This is a genomic window from Cryomorphaceae bacterium 1068, assembly GCA_027214385.1.
GTDB lineage: Bacteria > Bacteroidota > Bacteroidia > Flavobacteriales_D > Cryomorphaceae > JAKVAV01.
This window is the reverse complement of record JAPVXR010000002.1, coordinates 415,710-433,009: the sequence shown is the minus strand read 5'-3', so window position 1 is coordinate 433,009 and position 17,300 is coordinate 415,710. Positions and strand designations below refer to the sequence as shown.

Below are 17,300 nucleotides of genomic sequence, written 5' to 3'. Positions count from 1 at the left end.
AGGCAAAAACAAGAGGAAGAGAAAAAATAACTTATTCGAATTCATCAGGAATCGTGTCTATGGCTGTTTTAAAGTCTATCACCATTGAGGTATCAGTAGTCAGATAAAGATCAACAAAAGTACCTAGGTTAATCATTTCATTTCTCTGAGGTCTTTGATTCACAACAAAAGCTGCTGAAGTGTCATTGGCCGTTTCACAACCCGCACAAGACAATATGCTTCCGACATTCAAAGAAGAAGAGATAATCAACTCGTAAGCTTCGGCATACGTGAGCCCAAGCAGATCAGGTGCGGAAGTGGGAACATCTGAGGTTTGCCCAAGTATCAGAACAACACCTTCACCTTTTCGAATTTTATCGCCCGGCTCAACTCTCTTACCCTTGTACTCCAAGCCCACCACACAGTCCGTACATGATTCGTCAGGTCGGTATTTTAGTGAGATCAACTTCAAACCTGATATTTCTAATATCGGTACTGCAATGCGTTTTGACTTCCCAATCAAATCAGGAGCTTCGGCCATCTCGGGCAGAATACTATTGATGGTAAGATATACCGTCCGACCCTTTTTTACTTGCTTGCCTGACTTTGGATTTTGTGAGACTACAGTCCCTCTTGGATATTCGTCGGTGTAAATACTATCGGTCACCTCATAAGTCATATCAATATTGGATAGGAGGGTCTCAATATTTTCAATCGATCTCCCTTTTATATCGGGCACACTCATAGACTCACCATGCATGGTATACATACCAAGCCACTGCATGGTCAAAAAGACCACCAACGAAATAAAAATGGTGATTAGAAGGATATTCATCCAAACCCTTCCACTACTGATAAATCGAATAATTCCTTTCATTAAGGATACAATTGCCGGCAAAGATAGCAAGAACCTACCGGGAATAAACGTTACTGATACAGTCCTATTACTTCCGAGAACGGGTTATGAGAAAAAACATGTTCAAACTTTGAGGAAAAGCCTGTGAGTAAATCCATCCGCGAGTATAACTTCACCCTAAGAATATGAAAAAAACTATTGGCATCGTTTGCGGTGGGTACTCGGGAGAGGCCGTTGTATCCATGAAATCAGCACAAATGCTTCTCAACAATATTGATCGTGAGAAGTACACGCCTTTTCAAATGGTGATTGAAAAGTCAAATTGGTATACTCTTGTCGACGATAGCAGAAAACCGATTGATACCAAAGACTTTTCGTTTGAACTCAATGGCAAACGGATTCGTCCGGAAATCTGTCTGGTAATCGTCCATGGAACTCCCGGTGAAGATGGTCTTCTGCAGGGATACTTCGATATGATCGACATGCCATATACAACCGGAAGCGTACTCAACTTGGCATTAACATTTAATAAGCGCTACACCAATGATGTGCTAAATGAGCGAGGTTTTCATACTGCCAAGGGAATGCTGATCCAAACTCCCGCTAAGTTCGACAGAAACGAAGTTTTGAATCGGCTAAAATTACCAGTCTTCGTTAAGCCAAATCAGGGTGGATCGAGCTTGGGAATCTCAAAAGTCTCCAAAGCCGAAGAACTAGAAGCTTCGGTAGAAAAGGCTTACCGCGAAAATTCGGCGATATTGATCGAAGAGTTTCTGGACGGAAGAGAGTTTACTTGTGGAGTAATTTGTGGCAAAGAAAACTACCAGGCTTTGGCTGTAACAGAGATCACCACGGAAAGAGAGTTCTTTGATTACGAAGCAAAATACAGTCTGGATCAAACCAAGGAAATCACACCCGCACAACTACCAAAAGATCTCTACGAAACTTGTCGATCTACCTCTGAAGATATAGCAAGGTCATTTGAATGCAAAGGGGTGATCAGAATAGACTACAAACTTGTGGAGGGCGTGTTTCATGTCATCGAAATAAACACCGTTCCCGGAATGACCGAAACGAGTTTGGTACCGCAGCAGGCGGCCGCCATAGGGATCGGCAAAGCTGAATTGATCGACCTGATGATCGAGTCAGCAAGTAATCAATAAGTCCCTTTCAGATAATCCGTAAATTTTTTCAGCGCCCTGACGCGGTGATTTTTCTGCTTCTTCTCATCCATCGTCATCTCGGCAAAAGTTCGTGATTCACCTTCGGGTACAAAAACAGGGTCATAGCCAAAGCCGCTATCCCCGCTTTTCGCTTTTGCAATTTGGCCTTGAATTTCTCCTGAAAACAACTTTTTGTCCTCCTCAGTAATGAATGCGATGATTGTTTTAAAAGCAGCCGATCGATCATCATGAAACCGCATCTCGCTCAATAGCTTCTGCATATTGGCATCAGCATCTCGGCTCCCCGAATAATGCGCTGTATCTACTCCCGGCAAGCCATTCAGACAGGCGACTTCCAAACCCGTGTCATCAGCAAAAACGGGAACTTTATAGCGATCGTAGATATAGGTGGCTTTCTGTAGGGCATTTGCCTCGAGGGTTCTTCCCGTTTCAGGAATCTCACCTTCGAAGCCAATATCTTTTAGAGAAACCAACTCAAAATCATCACCTAGAGCGTTTTGAATCTCAGCTAGCTTATTGGGATTGTTTGTTGCGAAAATGATTTTCATGAGAGTCGATATTTTCGAGAATGTCCTCCTCGATTCGGTTCAGATAGCGGTACAAATCTTTGTTTTTCCAACGAATAAAAGTCATTCGCCAAAAGGTAAGGCAATAACGGTAGGGCAACCGAAGCTCTCGGATGATAAAAACGCTCAGCGGAAAGAACAACAAAACCGACGGTATTACTAACAGCGGCTTTCCATAGCAAATGCCAAAGACAATTGAAAAAATAAGACCAAAAAGAGGGAACAGTATCAGCATGCCCACAAGCTTAATCGAACTGTGAAACTGACGATCCTTTACATACTTTCCCAATAGCGCCTTCACGGTAAAATAAGACGGAGCGTGTAAAACCCAAGAGAGTAAAAATAAAGGGAGAGCGATTAACAAAAAGATATTTTGAATGACCCAATAACCCGCATCTCTTCTATTGATATAGAAGAATGGCGCCTGCAATTTTCGCTTACCCATTTCTGAATCGTAAATGAATATTCGGCGAAAATAGCTACTGTCAGCAGCTGTTTGCTGTAATGCTGCCTCTCGCGATTTGTAAAATGGATTGCCCGACTTACGGCTGCTGTAGCCCGTCCTGGAATCAGCATAAAAGGGAAGGATACGCTCGAGCTCCACATCGAAAGCCTTCATGGCATTTTTACCTTCAATGTGGATAATTTCTTCTGCCAGTTCCTCAAATACTTTCTCTCTCAGCGCATTCATAGCGCGCGCCTCATTCTCTGCAATCTGAGCCTTGTAGTCTTGCACGGAAATAGGCTTGCCGTAACTTATCAAGACTCTCGACTGAGAATCACTATAATTGCTGTAATTCAAGCCCGTGGGAACCACCTTGATATCCAAATCCTCATGACCATCTTGCAAAGCGCCAAATAGTATTCTCGTGAAGCCTTTACTGAGTGGTCTCAGTTTACGAACGCCTTCGTGCGTAGCTTCCGGAAAAAGCAACAACACTTCCCCTCGACGCAGAATTTCGTGACACTGACGGAAGGTCTCCTCATTCTTGGCCAAATTTTGAACACCATCTCGCTGACGGTAAACAGGCATCATTTGGATCGAGTTAAAAAACTTCCTTGCCAGGTTAGATTTAAAGACATCAGCTCTCACTAAGAAATGAATGGTGCGCGGAAAAAGTGTTGCCGGCAACAGTGCATCTATGAATGCATTCTGATGGTTTGGTGCCAAAAGAACAGGGCCTTCTTCAGGAATATTCTCTATTCCTTGAATCTCTATCCGCCGATAGAAGAGCTTAATGGCAAGTCTTACTACAAAACGCAGACTGTGATAATAAATCTTGTGGATCATCTTAACTCCGCTCCCAATGCTGTTTCCAGTTCGCTCTGAATTTGAGCCATGGTTTGTTCTATTTTCTTGTCGGTCAGCGTTTTCTTTTCATCCCTCAAGGTGAATGAAATGGCATAACTCTTCTTGCCTTCCGGCAAATTTTTTCCTTCGTAAACATCAAACAGACCAACTTCTTTCAGCATATTTCCGGCTTTCGCAAAAGCCAATTTCTCAATTTCAGCAAAAGGAATATTCTTGTTGAGCAGAAGCGATAAGTCGCGCCGAACGGTGGGAAATTTCGGTAAGTCGTCCACCGTTTTGGTGGCGTGTTTCATCTTGCGCAAGGAAGCGGTGAGGTCAATCTCTGCAAAAAGAACAGGTTTTTTGATCCCGTAGGTTTTCAATGCCCTAGGGCTCACCACACCAAAAGAAGCAAAAGGTTTCTCTCCCTTTTTCAGCACAGTGACATCCGTCATAAAGGAATGCGTTCCTGATTCTGCTTTTAAATCGGTAATTCCCATGATTTCAAAAACGCCTTTTACCTCACCCGAAAGGTCCGAGTATGAAAAAGGTTGACCTTGGTTGTTCCAGCTTTCGCGAAAGCGATCACCAACCAAAGCAATGGAAAGGGTCAACGTCTCCTTGTAGGCTTTTTCTGCTTTTTGATAGGCCGTACCAATTTCGTAAAACATCAATCGTTCGGCTTGCCGATTCAGGTTATAAGAAATGGATTCCAATGAGCTGATGGCCAAGGTCGGTCTTAGCACATCCAATTCCATACTCAAGGGATTTAGCATGGCTACCAAATCTTTGGCCAGCTCTTCTCCTACCACTTTTTGAATCTTGGCCGATTCAGTCAATCCGTTTGACATGATCTCAGAAAACCCTCTTGCAGAAAGGGAATTTGCCAATGACTGCATCACCTGGTTGGGCTCGGGTTTTTGTGGAATACTCACCGAAATCGACATCCTTTCGGGTAAAGCAATGGCATTGTAGCCATAGATTCTCAGCACCTCTTCTACCACGTCTGCCTCGCGTGTCACATCCACACGATAGGATGGTACTTTAAGCTGATACCACTCTCCCGACTTTTCAAATTCAAAATCAAGAGAAGACAGAATATTCTCCAACTCTTCGGCGGATATATTTGCACCGCAGAGGTCGTTGATTCTTTTGAGTGTAATGCTGATTTCGCTTTGCTCAGGTAGCTTGGTCAACTCATGGTTGATGGGTCCGCGAACTGTTCCACCTGCTAATTCTTGAATAAGCTGAGCCGCTCGTTTCAATGCGAAAAGAGTCATCTCATGGTCAACTCCCCGCTCGTAGCGAAAAGAGGCATCGGTATTCAAAGCGTGACGCTTGGCCGTTTTTCTCACTCGAGACGGATTAAACCAAGCACTCTCTAAAAAGACATTCGTGGTTTCTTCGCTGACTCCTGACCCTATGCCTCCAAAAACCCCGGCGATACAAAGTCCGCCTTTGGCATCGCAAATCATCAGGTCTTCAGAAGAGAGATTTCGCTCTAACTCGTCGAGAGTTTTAAATTTAGTTCCTTCAGGAAGCGTTTTCACGAAGACAGTATTTCCGTCAATCTTATCGGCATCAAAAGCATGGAGCGGATGACCCAATTCGTGAAGCACGTAGTTCGTCACATCTACCACTGTGTTAATGGGTTGAAGTCCGATGGCTCTCAACCGGTTTTGCAACCACCCGGGAGATGGCTCCACTTTCACGCTTTCAATATAAAGACCCGCATATTGACCGCAGCCATCGGCATCTTCGATTTTCACGATTATGGGATTTCCATCAGCAATGTCGACTTTGACTTCGGGAAGGGTCGCTCTTACTTTGTTTTTCAAACTCAGGCGCGCCGCCAAGTCTCGTGCTACCCCGTAGTGACCAAATGCATCAGTTCTGTTTGGCGTTAAGCCAATTTCAAAAACATAGTCATTTTCTACCTCAAGAATATCAGCTGCTGCTTCTCCAACAGATGTATCTTCAGGCAGCACCATGATTCCATCGTGGCTTTCGCCAATGCCCAGCTCATCTTCAGCGCAAATCATCCCAAAACTTTCCTCCCCTCGAATCTTTGCCTTCTTTATCTTAAAAGGCTTGTCTGGTTCGGGCATCAAGGTTGTGCCAACAGTAGCTACAAGTACTTTTTGGCCTTGAGCCACATTTGGCGCCCCACAAACGATGTTGAGCAACTGTCCTGTTCCCACATCCACTTTGGTCACCTTTAGCTTATCGGCATTGGGATGCTGAACCGCTTCGGTAACATGACCAACGACCACACCTTTCAGTCCTCCAGGCACCGATTCGAAGGGCTCGAGTTTCTCAATTTCCAAACCTGTATCCGTTAGAATTTCAGAGACTTCTTCAGGAGATAAATCGAAGGAAAGGTAGTTCTTGAGCCAATTATATGAGACTTTCATTCACGCAAAAGTTTAACCGACAAAACTAAAAATTTAACCCTAGGAAATCCTGCTCCAATTGGGCTTATTAAAGATGACCTCTTTCGCTCGACGAAGGATGTTTACGTTCTTTTCGAGTTTGAGCTCGGGATCTTCATCAAGCAAGTCGATTGCTACATTTCTGGCAAAAGCCAAAATCTTTCCATCGGTCGCAAGATTGGCTAAGTTTAGATCCAGATCACCACTCTGCCGTGTACCCATCAAGTCGCCGGGCCCGCGCAATTCGAGATCCACTTCAGAAATCCGAAAGCCATCGTTCGTCTCCACCATCGTTCGCATTCGCTTGCGAGCTTCGTTGCTAACTTTCTTATCCGTAACGAGAATGCAATAAGACTTCTCCGCTCCTCTTCCCACACGGCCTCTGAGCTGATGAAGCTGCGAAAGCCCAAATCGCTGGGCACTTTCAATCACCATAACGGAGGCATTGGGTACGTTGACTCCCACTTCAATCACCGTAGTAGCGACCATTATTTGGGTTTTACCTTCAGCAAAGCGGTTCATTTCGAAATCCTTGTCCTTAGGCTTCATCCTTCCATGCACCACACTGATCTGGTAATCGGGTTTGGGGAAGCGTCGCTCGATACTTTCGTACCCATCCATCAAATCTTTTAGGTCAAGTGTGGAGGATTCTTCGATCAGTGGATAGACCACATAAATCTGCCTTCCACGGCGTATCTGATCTTCCATAAAGCCGAAAATCTTGATTCGAGCATTGTCAAAAACATGGCTTGTATCAACGGGTTTTCGTCCGGGCGGGAGCTCATCGATAACGCTCACCTCCAAATCACCATAAAGCGTCATTGCCAAAGTTCTGGGAATTGGCGTAGCCGTCATTACCAAGATGTGAGGTGGCTGGGTATTTTTTCGCCAAAGCTTGGCCCGTTGGGCTACACCGAATCGGTGTTGCTCATCAATGACAGCTAGGCCAATATTCTTGAATTGCACTTTGTCTTCGAGTAGGGCATGTGTACCCACCAAAAGGTGAACCTGTCCCGACATGAGTCCGGCGTGGATTTCTCGGCGCTTGGCTGTTTTGGTAGAACCCGTTAGAATTTCAACCCGCAATCCCAAGGGATTGAGCATTTCCGAAAAAGTCTCGAAATGTTGGTTGGCCAAAATCTCCGTCGGCGCCATCACCGAAGCTTGGAATCCATTGTCAATGGCCATCAAGGCCGCGAGGGCTGATACCATGGTCTTGCCGCTTCCAACATCACCTTGGAGGAGCCGATTCATTTGACGACCTGAGCCAAAATCCCTTCTAATTTCTTTCAGCACTCGCTTTTGTGCTCCAGTCAATTCGAAGGGTAGGTACTTTTCGTAAAAGGTATTGAAGTAGTCGCCTACCGATTCGAAAATGAAACCGCGAATTTGCTTAGCGTGAACATCCTTTTTAAGCAGAAGCTCCAGTTGAATAAAAAACAGTTCCTCAAACTTTAACCGTCTACGGGCGTGAGTCGTGTCATTCGAGTTTCGCGGAAGATGAATAAGTTGAATTGCCTGCTTCTTGGTGACGAGTTTTAATTCTTCACGAATTCCTTCGGAGAGTGTTTCGGGCCAACCGAAATCAGGTCTGGTTAAAACACTTCGGATGGCTTTCTCAAAGCCTTTGGAGCTCATGCCGCGCTTGGTTAATTTCTCAGTCGAGCTATAAATGGGCTGGAGGTAGCCATCGGATATCTTTACCTCATCAGATAACTCCAATTCGGGGTGTGGCATGGAAGGCCTGCCCTTGTAAAGTGCGACTTTTCCAAAAGCCACGTACTGTTTACCAGGCTTTAGATTTTCCTTAATCCACTTCAATCCTTTAAACCAGATGAACTCGACCAGCCCTGTCTCATCTCTAAGCGATGACCGGAGTCTTTTGGCTTTGCCCACTCCCTCTTCTGTTAGCGTTCCCAAAACTCCTTTGATTTGGACAAAGTCGATCGTTTCGCGCAGTTGACCGATCGGGTAAACCTTCGATCGATCTACATACCGAAAAGGGTAATGCTGAAGCAAATCCTCAACAGTGCGTATGTTAAGCTCTGTTGCCAACAATTCGGCTTTGGCGGGGCCAATTCCCTTGACGTAATTGAGCGGTGTGTGAAGGAAGGAGTTCAATCGAGTGTAAAAATAGGAAGCCCCACCAAATTGGCGGGGCTTTCTCAAAAATATCTGATTTGATTTGACTTATTCTGCCAACATCAAAACGGGGTTTTCCATATATTTCTTGAACGTTTGCAAGAATGCTGAGCCTACCGCTCCATCAACCACACGGTGATCGCAAGAGAGCGTCACTTTCATGGTATGGCCCACTACAATCTGACCGTTCTTAACAACGGGCTTTTCTACAATCGTCCCTACAGCCATAATGCAAGCATCAGGTGGATTGATGATCGCTGTAAACTCTTCGATACCAAACATCCCTAAGTTTGAGATGGTAAAAGTGTTGCCTTCCATCTCGCTTGGCTGAAGCTTTTTGTTTCTGGCTTTACCGGCCATCTCTTTCACTTCTTCGTTGATCGCCGCCATTGGCTTCGAGTCAGCAAACTTGATTACGGGAACCAAGAGACCTTCGTCTACAGCCACTGCGACACCTACGTGCACATGATCGTTATATCGAATCTTATCTCCCAACCAAGATGCATTCACCTTAGGGTTTTTCTTCAAGGCTGCCGCAGATGCTTTGATCACCATATCATTGAAAGAAATCTTTGCAGGCTCGATAGCTGCATTGATTGCCTTACGAGAAGCCATGGCATTTTCCATGTCGATCTCCATGGTAAGATAGAAATGCGGAGCGCCAAATTTGCTCTCGGAAAGTCTTCGAGCGATGGCCTTGCGCATTTGAGAGACTTTCTCCTCGCTGTAGCTCTCTTGGCCTGTAGCGGCGACAGAGCTTGAAGAAGCCTTAGCAGCTGAAGGTGTGTAATCTTCGATATCGCGCTTTACAATTCTCCCCCCATCTCCTGTGCCACTCACAGCACTGAGATCTATTCCTTTCTCATCCGCCATGCTACGCGCCAGTGGAGACGCTTTGATTCTTCCGTCGGCATTTGAGGTGGCAGCAGGTGCTCTCTCCTCTGGTTTTTCCTCCTTCGCTTCGGACTTATCTTCTGCTTTGGGTTCGGGCTTATCCTCTTCTTTTGATTCTTCTTCTTTGGAATCGGAGTCAGACTTTTCTGCACCATTCTCTGAAGCTTCTTTCAAAAGGTCATCGATGTTTTCTCCTTTCTCTCCAAGCACTGCCAGGATAGAATCTACGGGAGCAGCATCGCCCGTTTCCACACCAATATGCAATAACACACCGTCCTGAAATGATTCAAATTCCATGGTGGCCTTATCGGTTTCAATCTCGGCCAAGACATCACCTGTCTTTACTTCATCACCCACCTTCTTGTGCCATTCTGCTACAACACCTTCTTCCATGGTGTCGCTGAGCTTCGGCATGCGTACTATTTCAGCCATAATATTTTGTTATTCTTTTACGTAAGGGTAATCATCCTGAATATAAACATCCTCGTAAAGCTCTTCCGGCTTTGGGTCCGGAGATTCCTCAGCAAACTTCACACATTCTTCAACTTCTGCTTTTGTCTTTTTATCAAGGTCAGCCAATTGCGCGTCAGTCATCCACTTTTTCTTTCGAATAACCTCTTTTACAATGGTTAATGGATCGCGACCTTTATATTCTTCAACTTCTTCCTTGGTTCTGTACTTCTGAGGATCAGACATTGAATGCCCTTTGTAGCGATACGTTCTCATTTCCAGAAGGAAAGGACCGTCACCTTTTCTCGAATGCTCAGCTGCCGCAGCAAACGCCTCATGGACAGCCTCACAGCTCATACCATCAACAGATAGTGCAGGCATGTCGTAAGATTCTCCGAGCTCGCTAAGGTTGGTTACGTTGGACGTTCTTTCTACAGAAGTACCCATTGCGTAATTGTTGTTCTCTATCACGAATACAACAGGAATCTTCCACGTCATTGCCATGTTGAATGTCTCGTGAAGAATTCCTTGGCGAACAGCTCCGTCCCCCATAAAACAATAGGTAACCTGCTTTTTCCCTAAATATTGATCAGCGAAAGCTATCCCAGCTCCCAAAGCGATCTGTGCACCAACGATACCATGTCCACCGAAAAGGTGTCTCTCCTTGTCGAACATGTGCATAGAACCTCCTTTACCTTTACTAAGACCTGTGGTTTTTCCATAAAGCTCGGCCATAACGTATTTAGGGTCAGTCCCCAATGCAATGGGGTGAGCGTGGTCCCTGTAGGCAGTGATCACTCTGTCATCCTTATCCATAGCTGAGACCATTCCCGCAAGAACGGCTTCTTGTCCGATGTAAAGGTGACAGAATCCTCCAAATTTTTGCTGCACATAAAGATGACCGCACTTTTCTTCGAATCGACGCATCATCAGTATACTCTCGTACCACTTCAAATAGGTATCTTTCGAAAATCCTGTCTTTTTTGCCGCAGTCTTCTTCGCAGGGGCTTTCTTGGTAGTTCCGTTTGTTTTTGTTGCCATTCTAATTTGACTTAAAGGCGACAAATATACAACTCAGTAGTTAGACTTTTTAGGGGTCTTGGTTTTATCCAATATCTTTTCCCAATCCTGCATCGAAAAAAGCCATAGGCAAAAGAGAACGAGCATTTTCAATGATAGAAATGGGTCCGTTTGGTGCTCCTGTAATAATTCGAATATCCTGACTTAGGATACGCTCGTATTCGAGCATGACCTGTCTGCACGATCCGCAGGGAGTAACTTCTGTATCTTGGCCAGAAGAGATGGGTTGAGCCATAATAGCCAAGGCCTTAAAAGGAATATTGGGAAAGTTTGAGGCCGCGGCAAACAAGGCTACCCGTTCGGCGCATAGACCACTAGGGTAGGCCATATTCTCTTGGTTGCTTCCTTTGACAACCTCACCGTTTTCCAATAAAACTGCTGCTCCAACGGAGAACTTACTATAAGGTGCATAAGCACTTTTTGATGCTTCAATGGCTTGATTGAAAAGTAAACGATCATCGGCTGAGAGTTCATCAGCAGATGCATAACGTTCGTATCTAATGTGAATTTCTTTGTTCTCCATGGATTCCGAAAGTAGGAAAGAAAGCTTAAACCGATTGAATCAGGCAAGTGCAATAAGCACTTATTCCTTCTTCTCTACCTACAAAACCAAGTTTTTCGGTGGTGGTAGCTTTTATGGAAATGTCATCGATATCGATCTCAAGTAATTCTGCAATTCCCTCTTTCATTTCAGGAATAAAAGGATTAATCTTAGGCTGTTGAAGGCAAATCGTGCAATCGATATTGGAGAGCATGTATCCTTTTTCCTTTACCAAACGGTAGCTCTCGCGGAGAAGAATTTTGCTATCTATTCCTTTGTATTTAGGATCTGTATCGGGAAAGTTAAATCCGATATCTCTCAAATTTGCGGCTCCAAGAAGCGCATCGCAAATAACATGGAGTAGTACATCGGCGTCTGAATGCCCGTAAGCACCCTTGGAATAGTCAATCTTGATACCACCCAGAACGAAAGGATGTCCTTCCACCAATTGATGGACGTCGTATCCGAAACCGACTCTAATTTTCATGAATTAGTTGGTAGTATCTGCGGGAGCGGGCCCTGAGCTGTCAAAGGCCACGCGCAGCGTAAAGCGTAAGGTGTTTGCCAATGGATTCCTTTGTTCTGTCGGAATCAGGTAAGAAAGGTCAAGACCGAATACATTGTAACGGAAACCTGCTCCGATGGTGAAGTACTGGCGGTTACCTTTAGTAGGATGCTCATAAAAGTACCCCCCACGAACGGCGAATTGATTCGCATACCAATACTCAAAACCTATAGAGTGGTTGATTTCTCTCAATTCTTCTTGAAAAACACTTCCGCTTTCTATTTCTGCTAATCCTTCATCATTCAATACTACAGCTCCGTCTTCGTCTCGAATCGGACGACCGGGAGCATCGCTAAACGAGCCAAAAATTGCTTCAGCAACACCCACATCAGGATCTCTTCCCGCGATTATCTTGGTAGGATCATTTTGATCGTATAGGGCTGGTGATGGTACAAGCAATTTATTCGCATCATATGCAAACGTGATTGAATTGAATTGATCGAGATCAATTGTAAATGCACCACCCAACCTCAAGTTCATCGGAAGGAAATCTCTTTGAGCGGTGTTGGTGTATGAAATCTTATTACCGATATTCGAAATAGCGATACCGAAGGCCAAGGCAGCATCTTTATCCCCAAGAGAAATATCATCGTCTTTGTAGTATCCTGAAAGATCTACAGCAAATGCATTGGCAGCTTTTGAATCTGCACCACCGACATTTACACCACCTGTCAAATTTGAGTTAATCCAACGGGCGGTAATACCACCTGAGAATTTACTCGAAAGCTGGAGTGAATAGCTCACATCCAAAGCAAATTCAGCTGGTCGAAATGGTCTGATTTCAGTACCATTTTGATCAGTAAATATGATATCACCTAAGGTAAAGTATCGAAGACTTCCGCCAATTGCTGAAGTCTTGCTGATTTTCTTGTACCCAGAGAGATAAGCTAAGTTCATGTCATCTACAAGTTGTCTAAGCCAAGGACTATAAGAAAGAGAAAACTCCATTTCTTCTTCAGCGAAAGCCAATTTTGAAGCATTCCAGTGCTGGGCGTTTGCATCAGAAGATATTGCAACTCCTACTTCTCCCATTGCTCCACTTCTTGAATCGGGACCAATAAGCAGAAAAGGAACGGCTGTAGTAATGGCGCGCAGTTCATCGCAATTACTTCCGTTTACAGCTCCGGCACAATCTACCGGATTTTGGGCCTTTACTGATAGAACCGTTAGGCCTGTTATTACAAAAAGAAGAATCTTATTTTTCATGTGCAAAAATCTTGCGGATGCAAATATAGTTAAATGAGTAGCTCAATCGAACTAATTGAGAATTACGAGTTTTTCGAATTTCATGTCTTTATCCCCTGAAGGGTTCTTAACTGACACCTTATATACGTATGTTCCTGTAGCTAGACGATCGCCAAAATCATCTCGACCATCCCAAGGAATAGGTACGTTACGAAATCCTTCGGTATTGGATACAGTATTAATGGTTTTTACCAATTTTCCCGTAACAGTATAGATTTCGATTAGAACATTTAGAAATTCCGTGCTCTGGTTGTGTTCGAAATAAAATTCAGTGTGTGTAGTGAATGGATTGGGGTAATTCAACACCCTCTCAATCGCCAGGCCTTCAGATTCGGCAACGATAAATTCAATATTGGATTTACTCGAATTGTTATGTACATCCCAAACGGTTAGTTCCACCGAGTGGTTTCCGGGAGATAATTCGTCAAATGGGAACTTCACGGAACCTCTTTGATAAGTACTCAAATCTGAGCTATAGTAATCGTTTAATATAAAGGTGTTGGCTACATCTCCATCCAAAACAGCGCTGATATCATGCCCTATCCCTGTGCCTACCGTATTGACTCCGTTGGGGTCAAAAATCTTGGCAAGAAGGATCGGTTCGTTATCCGTATACCCGCCAAAAACGAAATTCTCATCATTCATGAATAGGTCAATCTCAGGCCCCTGCCCATCATTCACTGCATTTTCATCTCGATCTCCTATACTCAATCCGTCCTCAAATCCTGTTGCATCTTCTGTCTGGGAGTATGCGTAAAAACTTATCCTAGCAGTTGTATCAACCGCAAAAGAAATATCCTTGGGTAAAACAAAGTCAAATTCAAACTGACCATTATTGACTTCAGCCAATCCTTTATAGACAACATCTTCTTGAGTTGGGTAGGTGAAAACTGAGCCTCCGTCATTACTCAAAGTATTACGCTGCTTTACTCGATCGTAAACCGTAGCCTCAATCAAACCGTTGAAATTTGAATTGACCTGACCCGATGCTGTAGTGACAGTGCCAGCCACCCGCGCCACACCGAGCGCTTTTAAAGTATCTACCGGGTTTCCAAGCGTATCGGTAATACTGGCAGCGAAAATATCATATTTAGGTATCGCCATTGGCAGCGCAGGATCACCGATCAAACTGAAGTTTCTATGATTAGGAGAACTTGAAGCTGAGATATTCTTGGTATCTCGATAAACATCCCCCAACCGCGTTACAACTTCATCCTCGGGACGAGTAAATAATGCGTCATAAAAGGCTGTATTCAACTGAAAATTCGGACCTGCATATACCAAGCGGGTTGTGGTCAATAGCGCAACACCACCACCTCCGGCATTTAAGAGAACATACTCACCCGCAGAAGTTCTTATCGGATCATCAAATCTCGTAAATTCGCATGTCGCGGTCATAAAGATCGGCATCTGATAGGTGTTATCCCAATCGAGAATAGTGGGTATATCCAATATTCTTTCTTGCGCCCAACCTGTTTCCCCACCGTGACCAATGTAATTAATGATAAAGGCTCCGTTTCTCACGCGCCTATCGATTGCCTCGTTTACATCAGGATATCTATCCCCCCCTGGAGTCGCCACTTGCTGAAAGGCATCCGTAAATATTCTCTCAAGATTAAATACCTTGGTGTATCCTTCAATCTGTGAACTAATTGTTCGTGAATTTTGCATGTGATTGTTCAAATCCTCGTCATCTGCTACCAAGGCAATGATGTTTCTCCAAGAACCAAATGAGCTATTAGCGTCATTGCAGGTGAGACAATCTGAAGAAGAGGTTTCAATATACCGGCTTATTTTATTGACTACCGATGATGCTTCCGCTGAATTCTTTATCACTAAACGGCCTACGCTGATATCCATTAAGTCTGCATTCCCATCGCCGTCATCGTCTGATAGTAGGCCATAGTAATCATCACTAACGAAAGAACTGGTCGGACTCAATGAATTTTCTGATTGATAGGTCGGAATCAAATTTGAATTATTGGCCGAGAAATTGATATTGTCGTAAGACCCATCCCCAAATAAAAGTAGATATTTCGGGGCCAAATCATCATTGCCTCCCGTCCGATCATAGAGCATTTTCATCAGCCATTTGATGGCCGTAACGTCGCGCATTCCTGAGGAGAATTCATTGTAAACTCTATTCAAAGCCACAACTTCCACACTTAATGGATCTTCTGGATGATTTCTATGAATTTCAGCAAGTTGTTCTGCCTGACTCACCAAAAATGAAGGACTTACGATGACCATATCAATACCTCCCTGGGCTCCAAGGGCATGTAGATTTTGATTTCCTACGGGTCCAAAAATTGCGGGCTCTTTAAAAGATGAGCCTGTAAAGGCGACGAATTCTCTTATCGTCTCAGTTGTCAAGGTGAAGGTAGCCACACCTCCAGTATTGTTGTATTGTATTCGTTTTATATCCGCAGGACTTGTCACTTCCCAAATTTCTTGTATAGAGTTGGCATTGGCTACATTAAATCGCCCGATCTGCCCCTGCCCCACGGATTCAACATCTCTAAATATCATTTGAGATCGCGCCATAGTCAGCTCTCGTCTAATGTTGACATTAAACCAATCCAACCAACCCGAGGCCGAAGGAATACCACGTTTATCATAGGCAAAACTGATGTTTAAGGCTGAAGATGGAGTACTAGTGATGAGGGTTAAATCACGTGTTCTGGCAAAAGCCGATACCACTCCAGTACCTACAGAGCTTATGCTCGTAGTCTGCGTTTCACCGTTAACACCAATTTGAAAAGTTGAAGAGCCCGCCGTATTACGAGAAATCACAGAAGCTCTGAGTGTGACGGGAGAATCTGCAATGTGATTGGGAAAAGTAAATCGCTCACCACTGTATGTGTAGACCGTTTGAACGTCAAACTTCTCTCCATACCAGGTTCTGCCGCTTTTCAAAACATTCTCTCGATCTACTTCTTGAAAAGCGTAGTCATTAAAAGAGTTGATTTCTACGGTGGGTGAACTTCCCGAAGATGAAAGGTTCTGGATTCGCTTTGGTGGGAGGCCTGTATTGATTCCTATGAAGTAGTACGAAGTATCGCTGTACTCATGCTTCTCATGATCAAAAAGACCAGACTCGGAATCATAATTCCATTTATGAGGTCCCTTCGCATAAAAGAGAATATAGTCTTCCTCATCAAATAACTCGTCGGCTTCCCCTTCGATGTAAATGGCGTTTTGTAAAAGATCATCAGGTCTTTCAACGCTATTATCATAAGGCAGCTGACCATATCCGTTACCAAAAATATTCAGAGCCTGCGGATTCAAAACATCCGTTTCAATTCCCAATGCTTCAAGTTCGCCCAGTGTCAGTTTGTACACTCCATCTTCGACAACGCCAATCTTGTACCAGTCACCGGTGGCCATCACACTATTGTCGGCGTAGTCATTGGTTTTTGGTCGCCCAAAATCCTGAGCGGTGACGTAACGTATTTCAAATTTTTCAATCGGAGCACCGTCAGCTTGACTAAATGGAAGATATTCAACCATTAATTGAGGAATTCCCCTTTCATCTTTTACAACCCAAATCAGATTGTCTTCCCTATCTGTATTTGAAACTAAATTTCGGTCAAACTTGAAATTTTGTTTCGTTGCCAAAGGATTAACAGAAACCGAAGTGACACGTTGACCTTTATTCAATGGAATTTTCACCAGAGCTCTCGGAGTGTATCCGTAACTAAGAATGTGCAAGGCACCGTCAAACGTGGGAACGACTACAGGCCCTTCATCACTTTCAAAGGTGGCGGGGACTGTTTGCCAATTCAACTCAACAACTTGAGTTTGTTGAGCTGATAGATAAATTGAAGACACTATAAACAGCGTCAATAAAAAATAATTCTTACTCATCAGGTAGCGAGATTCTTTTTTACAATACAATCTTAGCGTGAATTTACACCACTCAAGACGTAACAATAATAAGAGAATGCAGTAATTTTATCCGTAAACATGGCCTAAACGCCAGCTACTTCCGAATTATTGCATATCCTTATGATTAACGGGAAAACCGCGAATAAAAAAATTCGTATACTTGGAGCTTTGAAAAAAACTGCATTTT

The 17,300-nt window shown here is 44.0% G+C and carries 12 protein-coding genes; 1 reads left to right on the top strand and 11 read right to left on the bottom strand.

The window, feature by feature from the left end; genetic code table 11:
• Nucleotides 1-31: 31 nt before the first annotated feature.
• Nucleotides 32-856 carry a PASTA domain-containing protein gene (locus tag O3Q51_04715; GenBank protein MCZ4408095.1) on the bottom strand — a complete coding sequence of 275 codons (825 nt, stop codon included), beginning with the start codon at nt 854-856 and terminating at the stop codon, nt 32-34.
• A 164-nt stretch (nt 857-1,020) separates the two neighbouring features.
• Here O3Q51_04715 and O3Q51_04710 point away from each other — a divergent pair, with 164 nt between their 5' ends.
• Nucleotides 1,021-1,998, top strand: coding sequence for a D-alanine--D-alanine ligase (locus O3Q51_04710; GenBank protein ID MCZ4408094.1), 978 nt, complete (start codon nt 1,021-1,023; stop codon nt 1,996-1,998).
• Here the strand turns inward: O3Q51_04710 and rdgB are convergent.
• The 10 genes from rdgB to porU form a co-directional block, all read right to left on the bottom strand.
• Nucleotides 1,992-2,567: an RdgB/HAM1 family non-canonical purine NTP pyrophosphatase gene (gene rdgB, locus O3Q51_04705; GenBank protein MCZ4408093.1), complete on the bottom strand. Its 576-nt coding sequence runs from the start codon at nt 2,565-2,567 to the stop codon at nt 1,992-1,994. The two genes, O3Q51_04710 and rdgB, sit on opposite strands and share 7 nt — an antisense overlap.
• Nucleotides 2,533-3,876, bottom strand: coding sequence for a lysophospholipid acyltransferase family protein (locus O3Q51_04700; protein MCZ4408092.1), 1,344 nt, complete (start codon nt 3,874-3,876; stop codon nt 2,533-2,535). The genes rdgB and O3Q51_04700 overlap by 35 nt, the downstream gene beginning before the upstream one ends.
• A complete protein-coding gene (pheT, locus tag O3Q51_04695; GenBank protein MCZ4408091.1) occupies nt 3,873-6,290 on the bottom strand; it encodes a phenylalanine--tRNA ligase subunit beta in 2,418 nt (805 codons plus the stop codon). Before pheT ends, O3Q51_04700 begins: the two co-directional genes overlap by 4 nt.
• A 39-nt stretch (nt 6,291-6,329) precedes the next feature.
• A complete protein-coding gene (gene recG / locus O3Q51_04690) occupies nt 6,330-8,477 on the bottom strand; it encodes an ATP-dependent DNA helicase RecG (GenBank protein MCZ4408090.1) in 2,148 nt (715 codons plus the stop codon).
• A gap of 21 nt (nt 8,478-8,498) precedes the next feature.
• Nucleotides 8,499-9,776 (bottom strand): pyruvate dehydrogenase complex dihydrolipoamide acetyltransferase, encoded by a 1,278-nt coding sequence (locus O3Q51_04685; GenBank protein ID MCZ4408089.1) that lies wholly within the window; start codon nt 9,774-9,776, stop codon nt 8,499-8,501.
• Nucleotides 9,777-9,785: 9 nt separating this feature from the next.
• Nucleotides 9,786-10,835, bottom strand: a complete 1,050-nt coding sequence (gene pdhA / locus O3Q51_04680; protein MCZ4408088.1) for a pyruvate dehydrogenase (acetyl-transferring) E1 component subunit alpha — start codon at nt 10,833-10,835, stop codon at nt 9,786-9,788.
• 64 nt (nt 10,836-10,899) lie between these two features.
• Nucleotides 10,900-11,397 (bottom strand): cytidine deaminase, encoded by a 498-nt coding sequence (gene cdd / locus O3Q51_04675; GenBank protein ID MCZ4408087.1) that lies wholly within the window; start codon nt 11,395-11,397, stop codon nt 10,900-10,902.
• Nucleotides 11,398-11,422: 25 nt separating this feature from the next.
• The gene (gene ispF / locus O3Q51_04670) at nt 11,423-11,902 is read right to left on the bottom strand and encodes a 2-C-methyl-D-erythritol 2,4-cyclodiphosphate synthase (protein MCZ4408086.1); all 480 of its coding nucleotides are present in this window, start codon (nt 11,900-11,902) and stop codon (nt 11,423-11,425) included.
• 3 nt (nt 11,903-11,905) lie between these two features.
• The gene (porV, locus tag O3Q51_04665; protein MCZ4408085.1) at nt 11,906-13,186 is read right to left on the bottom strand and encodes a type IX secretion system outer membrane channel protein PorV; all 1,281 of its coding nucleotides are present in this window, start codon (nt 13,184-13,186) and stop codon (nt 11,906-11,908) included.
• Between the two features lie 51 nt (nt 13,187-13,237).
• Complete coding sequence (gene porU, locus O3Q51_04660) at nt 13,238-17,092, bottom strand: type IX secretion system sortase PorU (protein ID MCZ4408084.1); 3,855 nt, start codon at nt 17,090-17,092, stop codon at nt 13,238-13,240.
• Nucleotides 17,093-17,300: the final 208 nt, after the last annotated feature.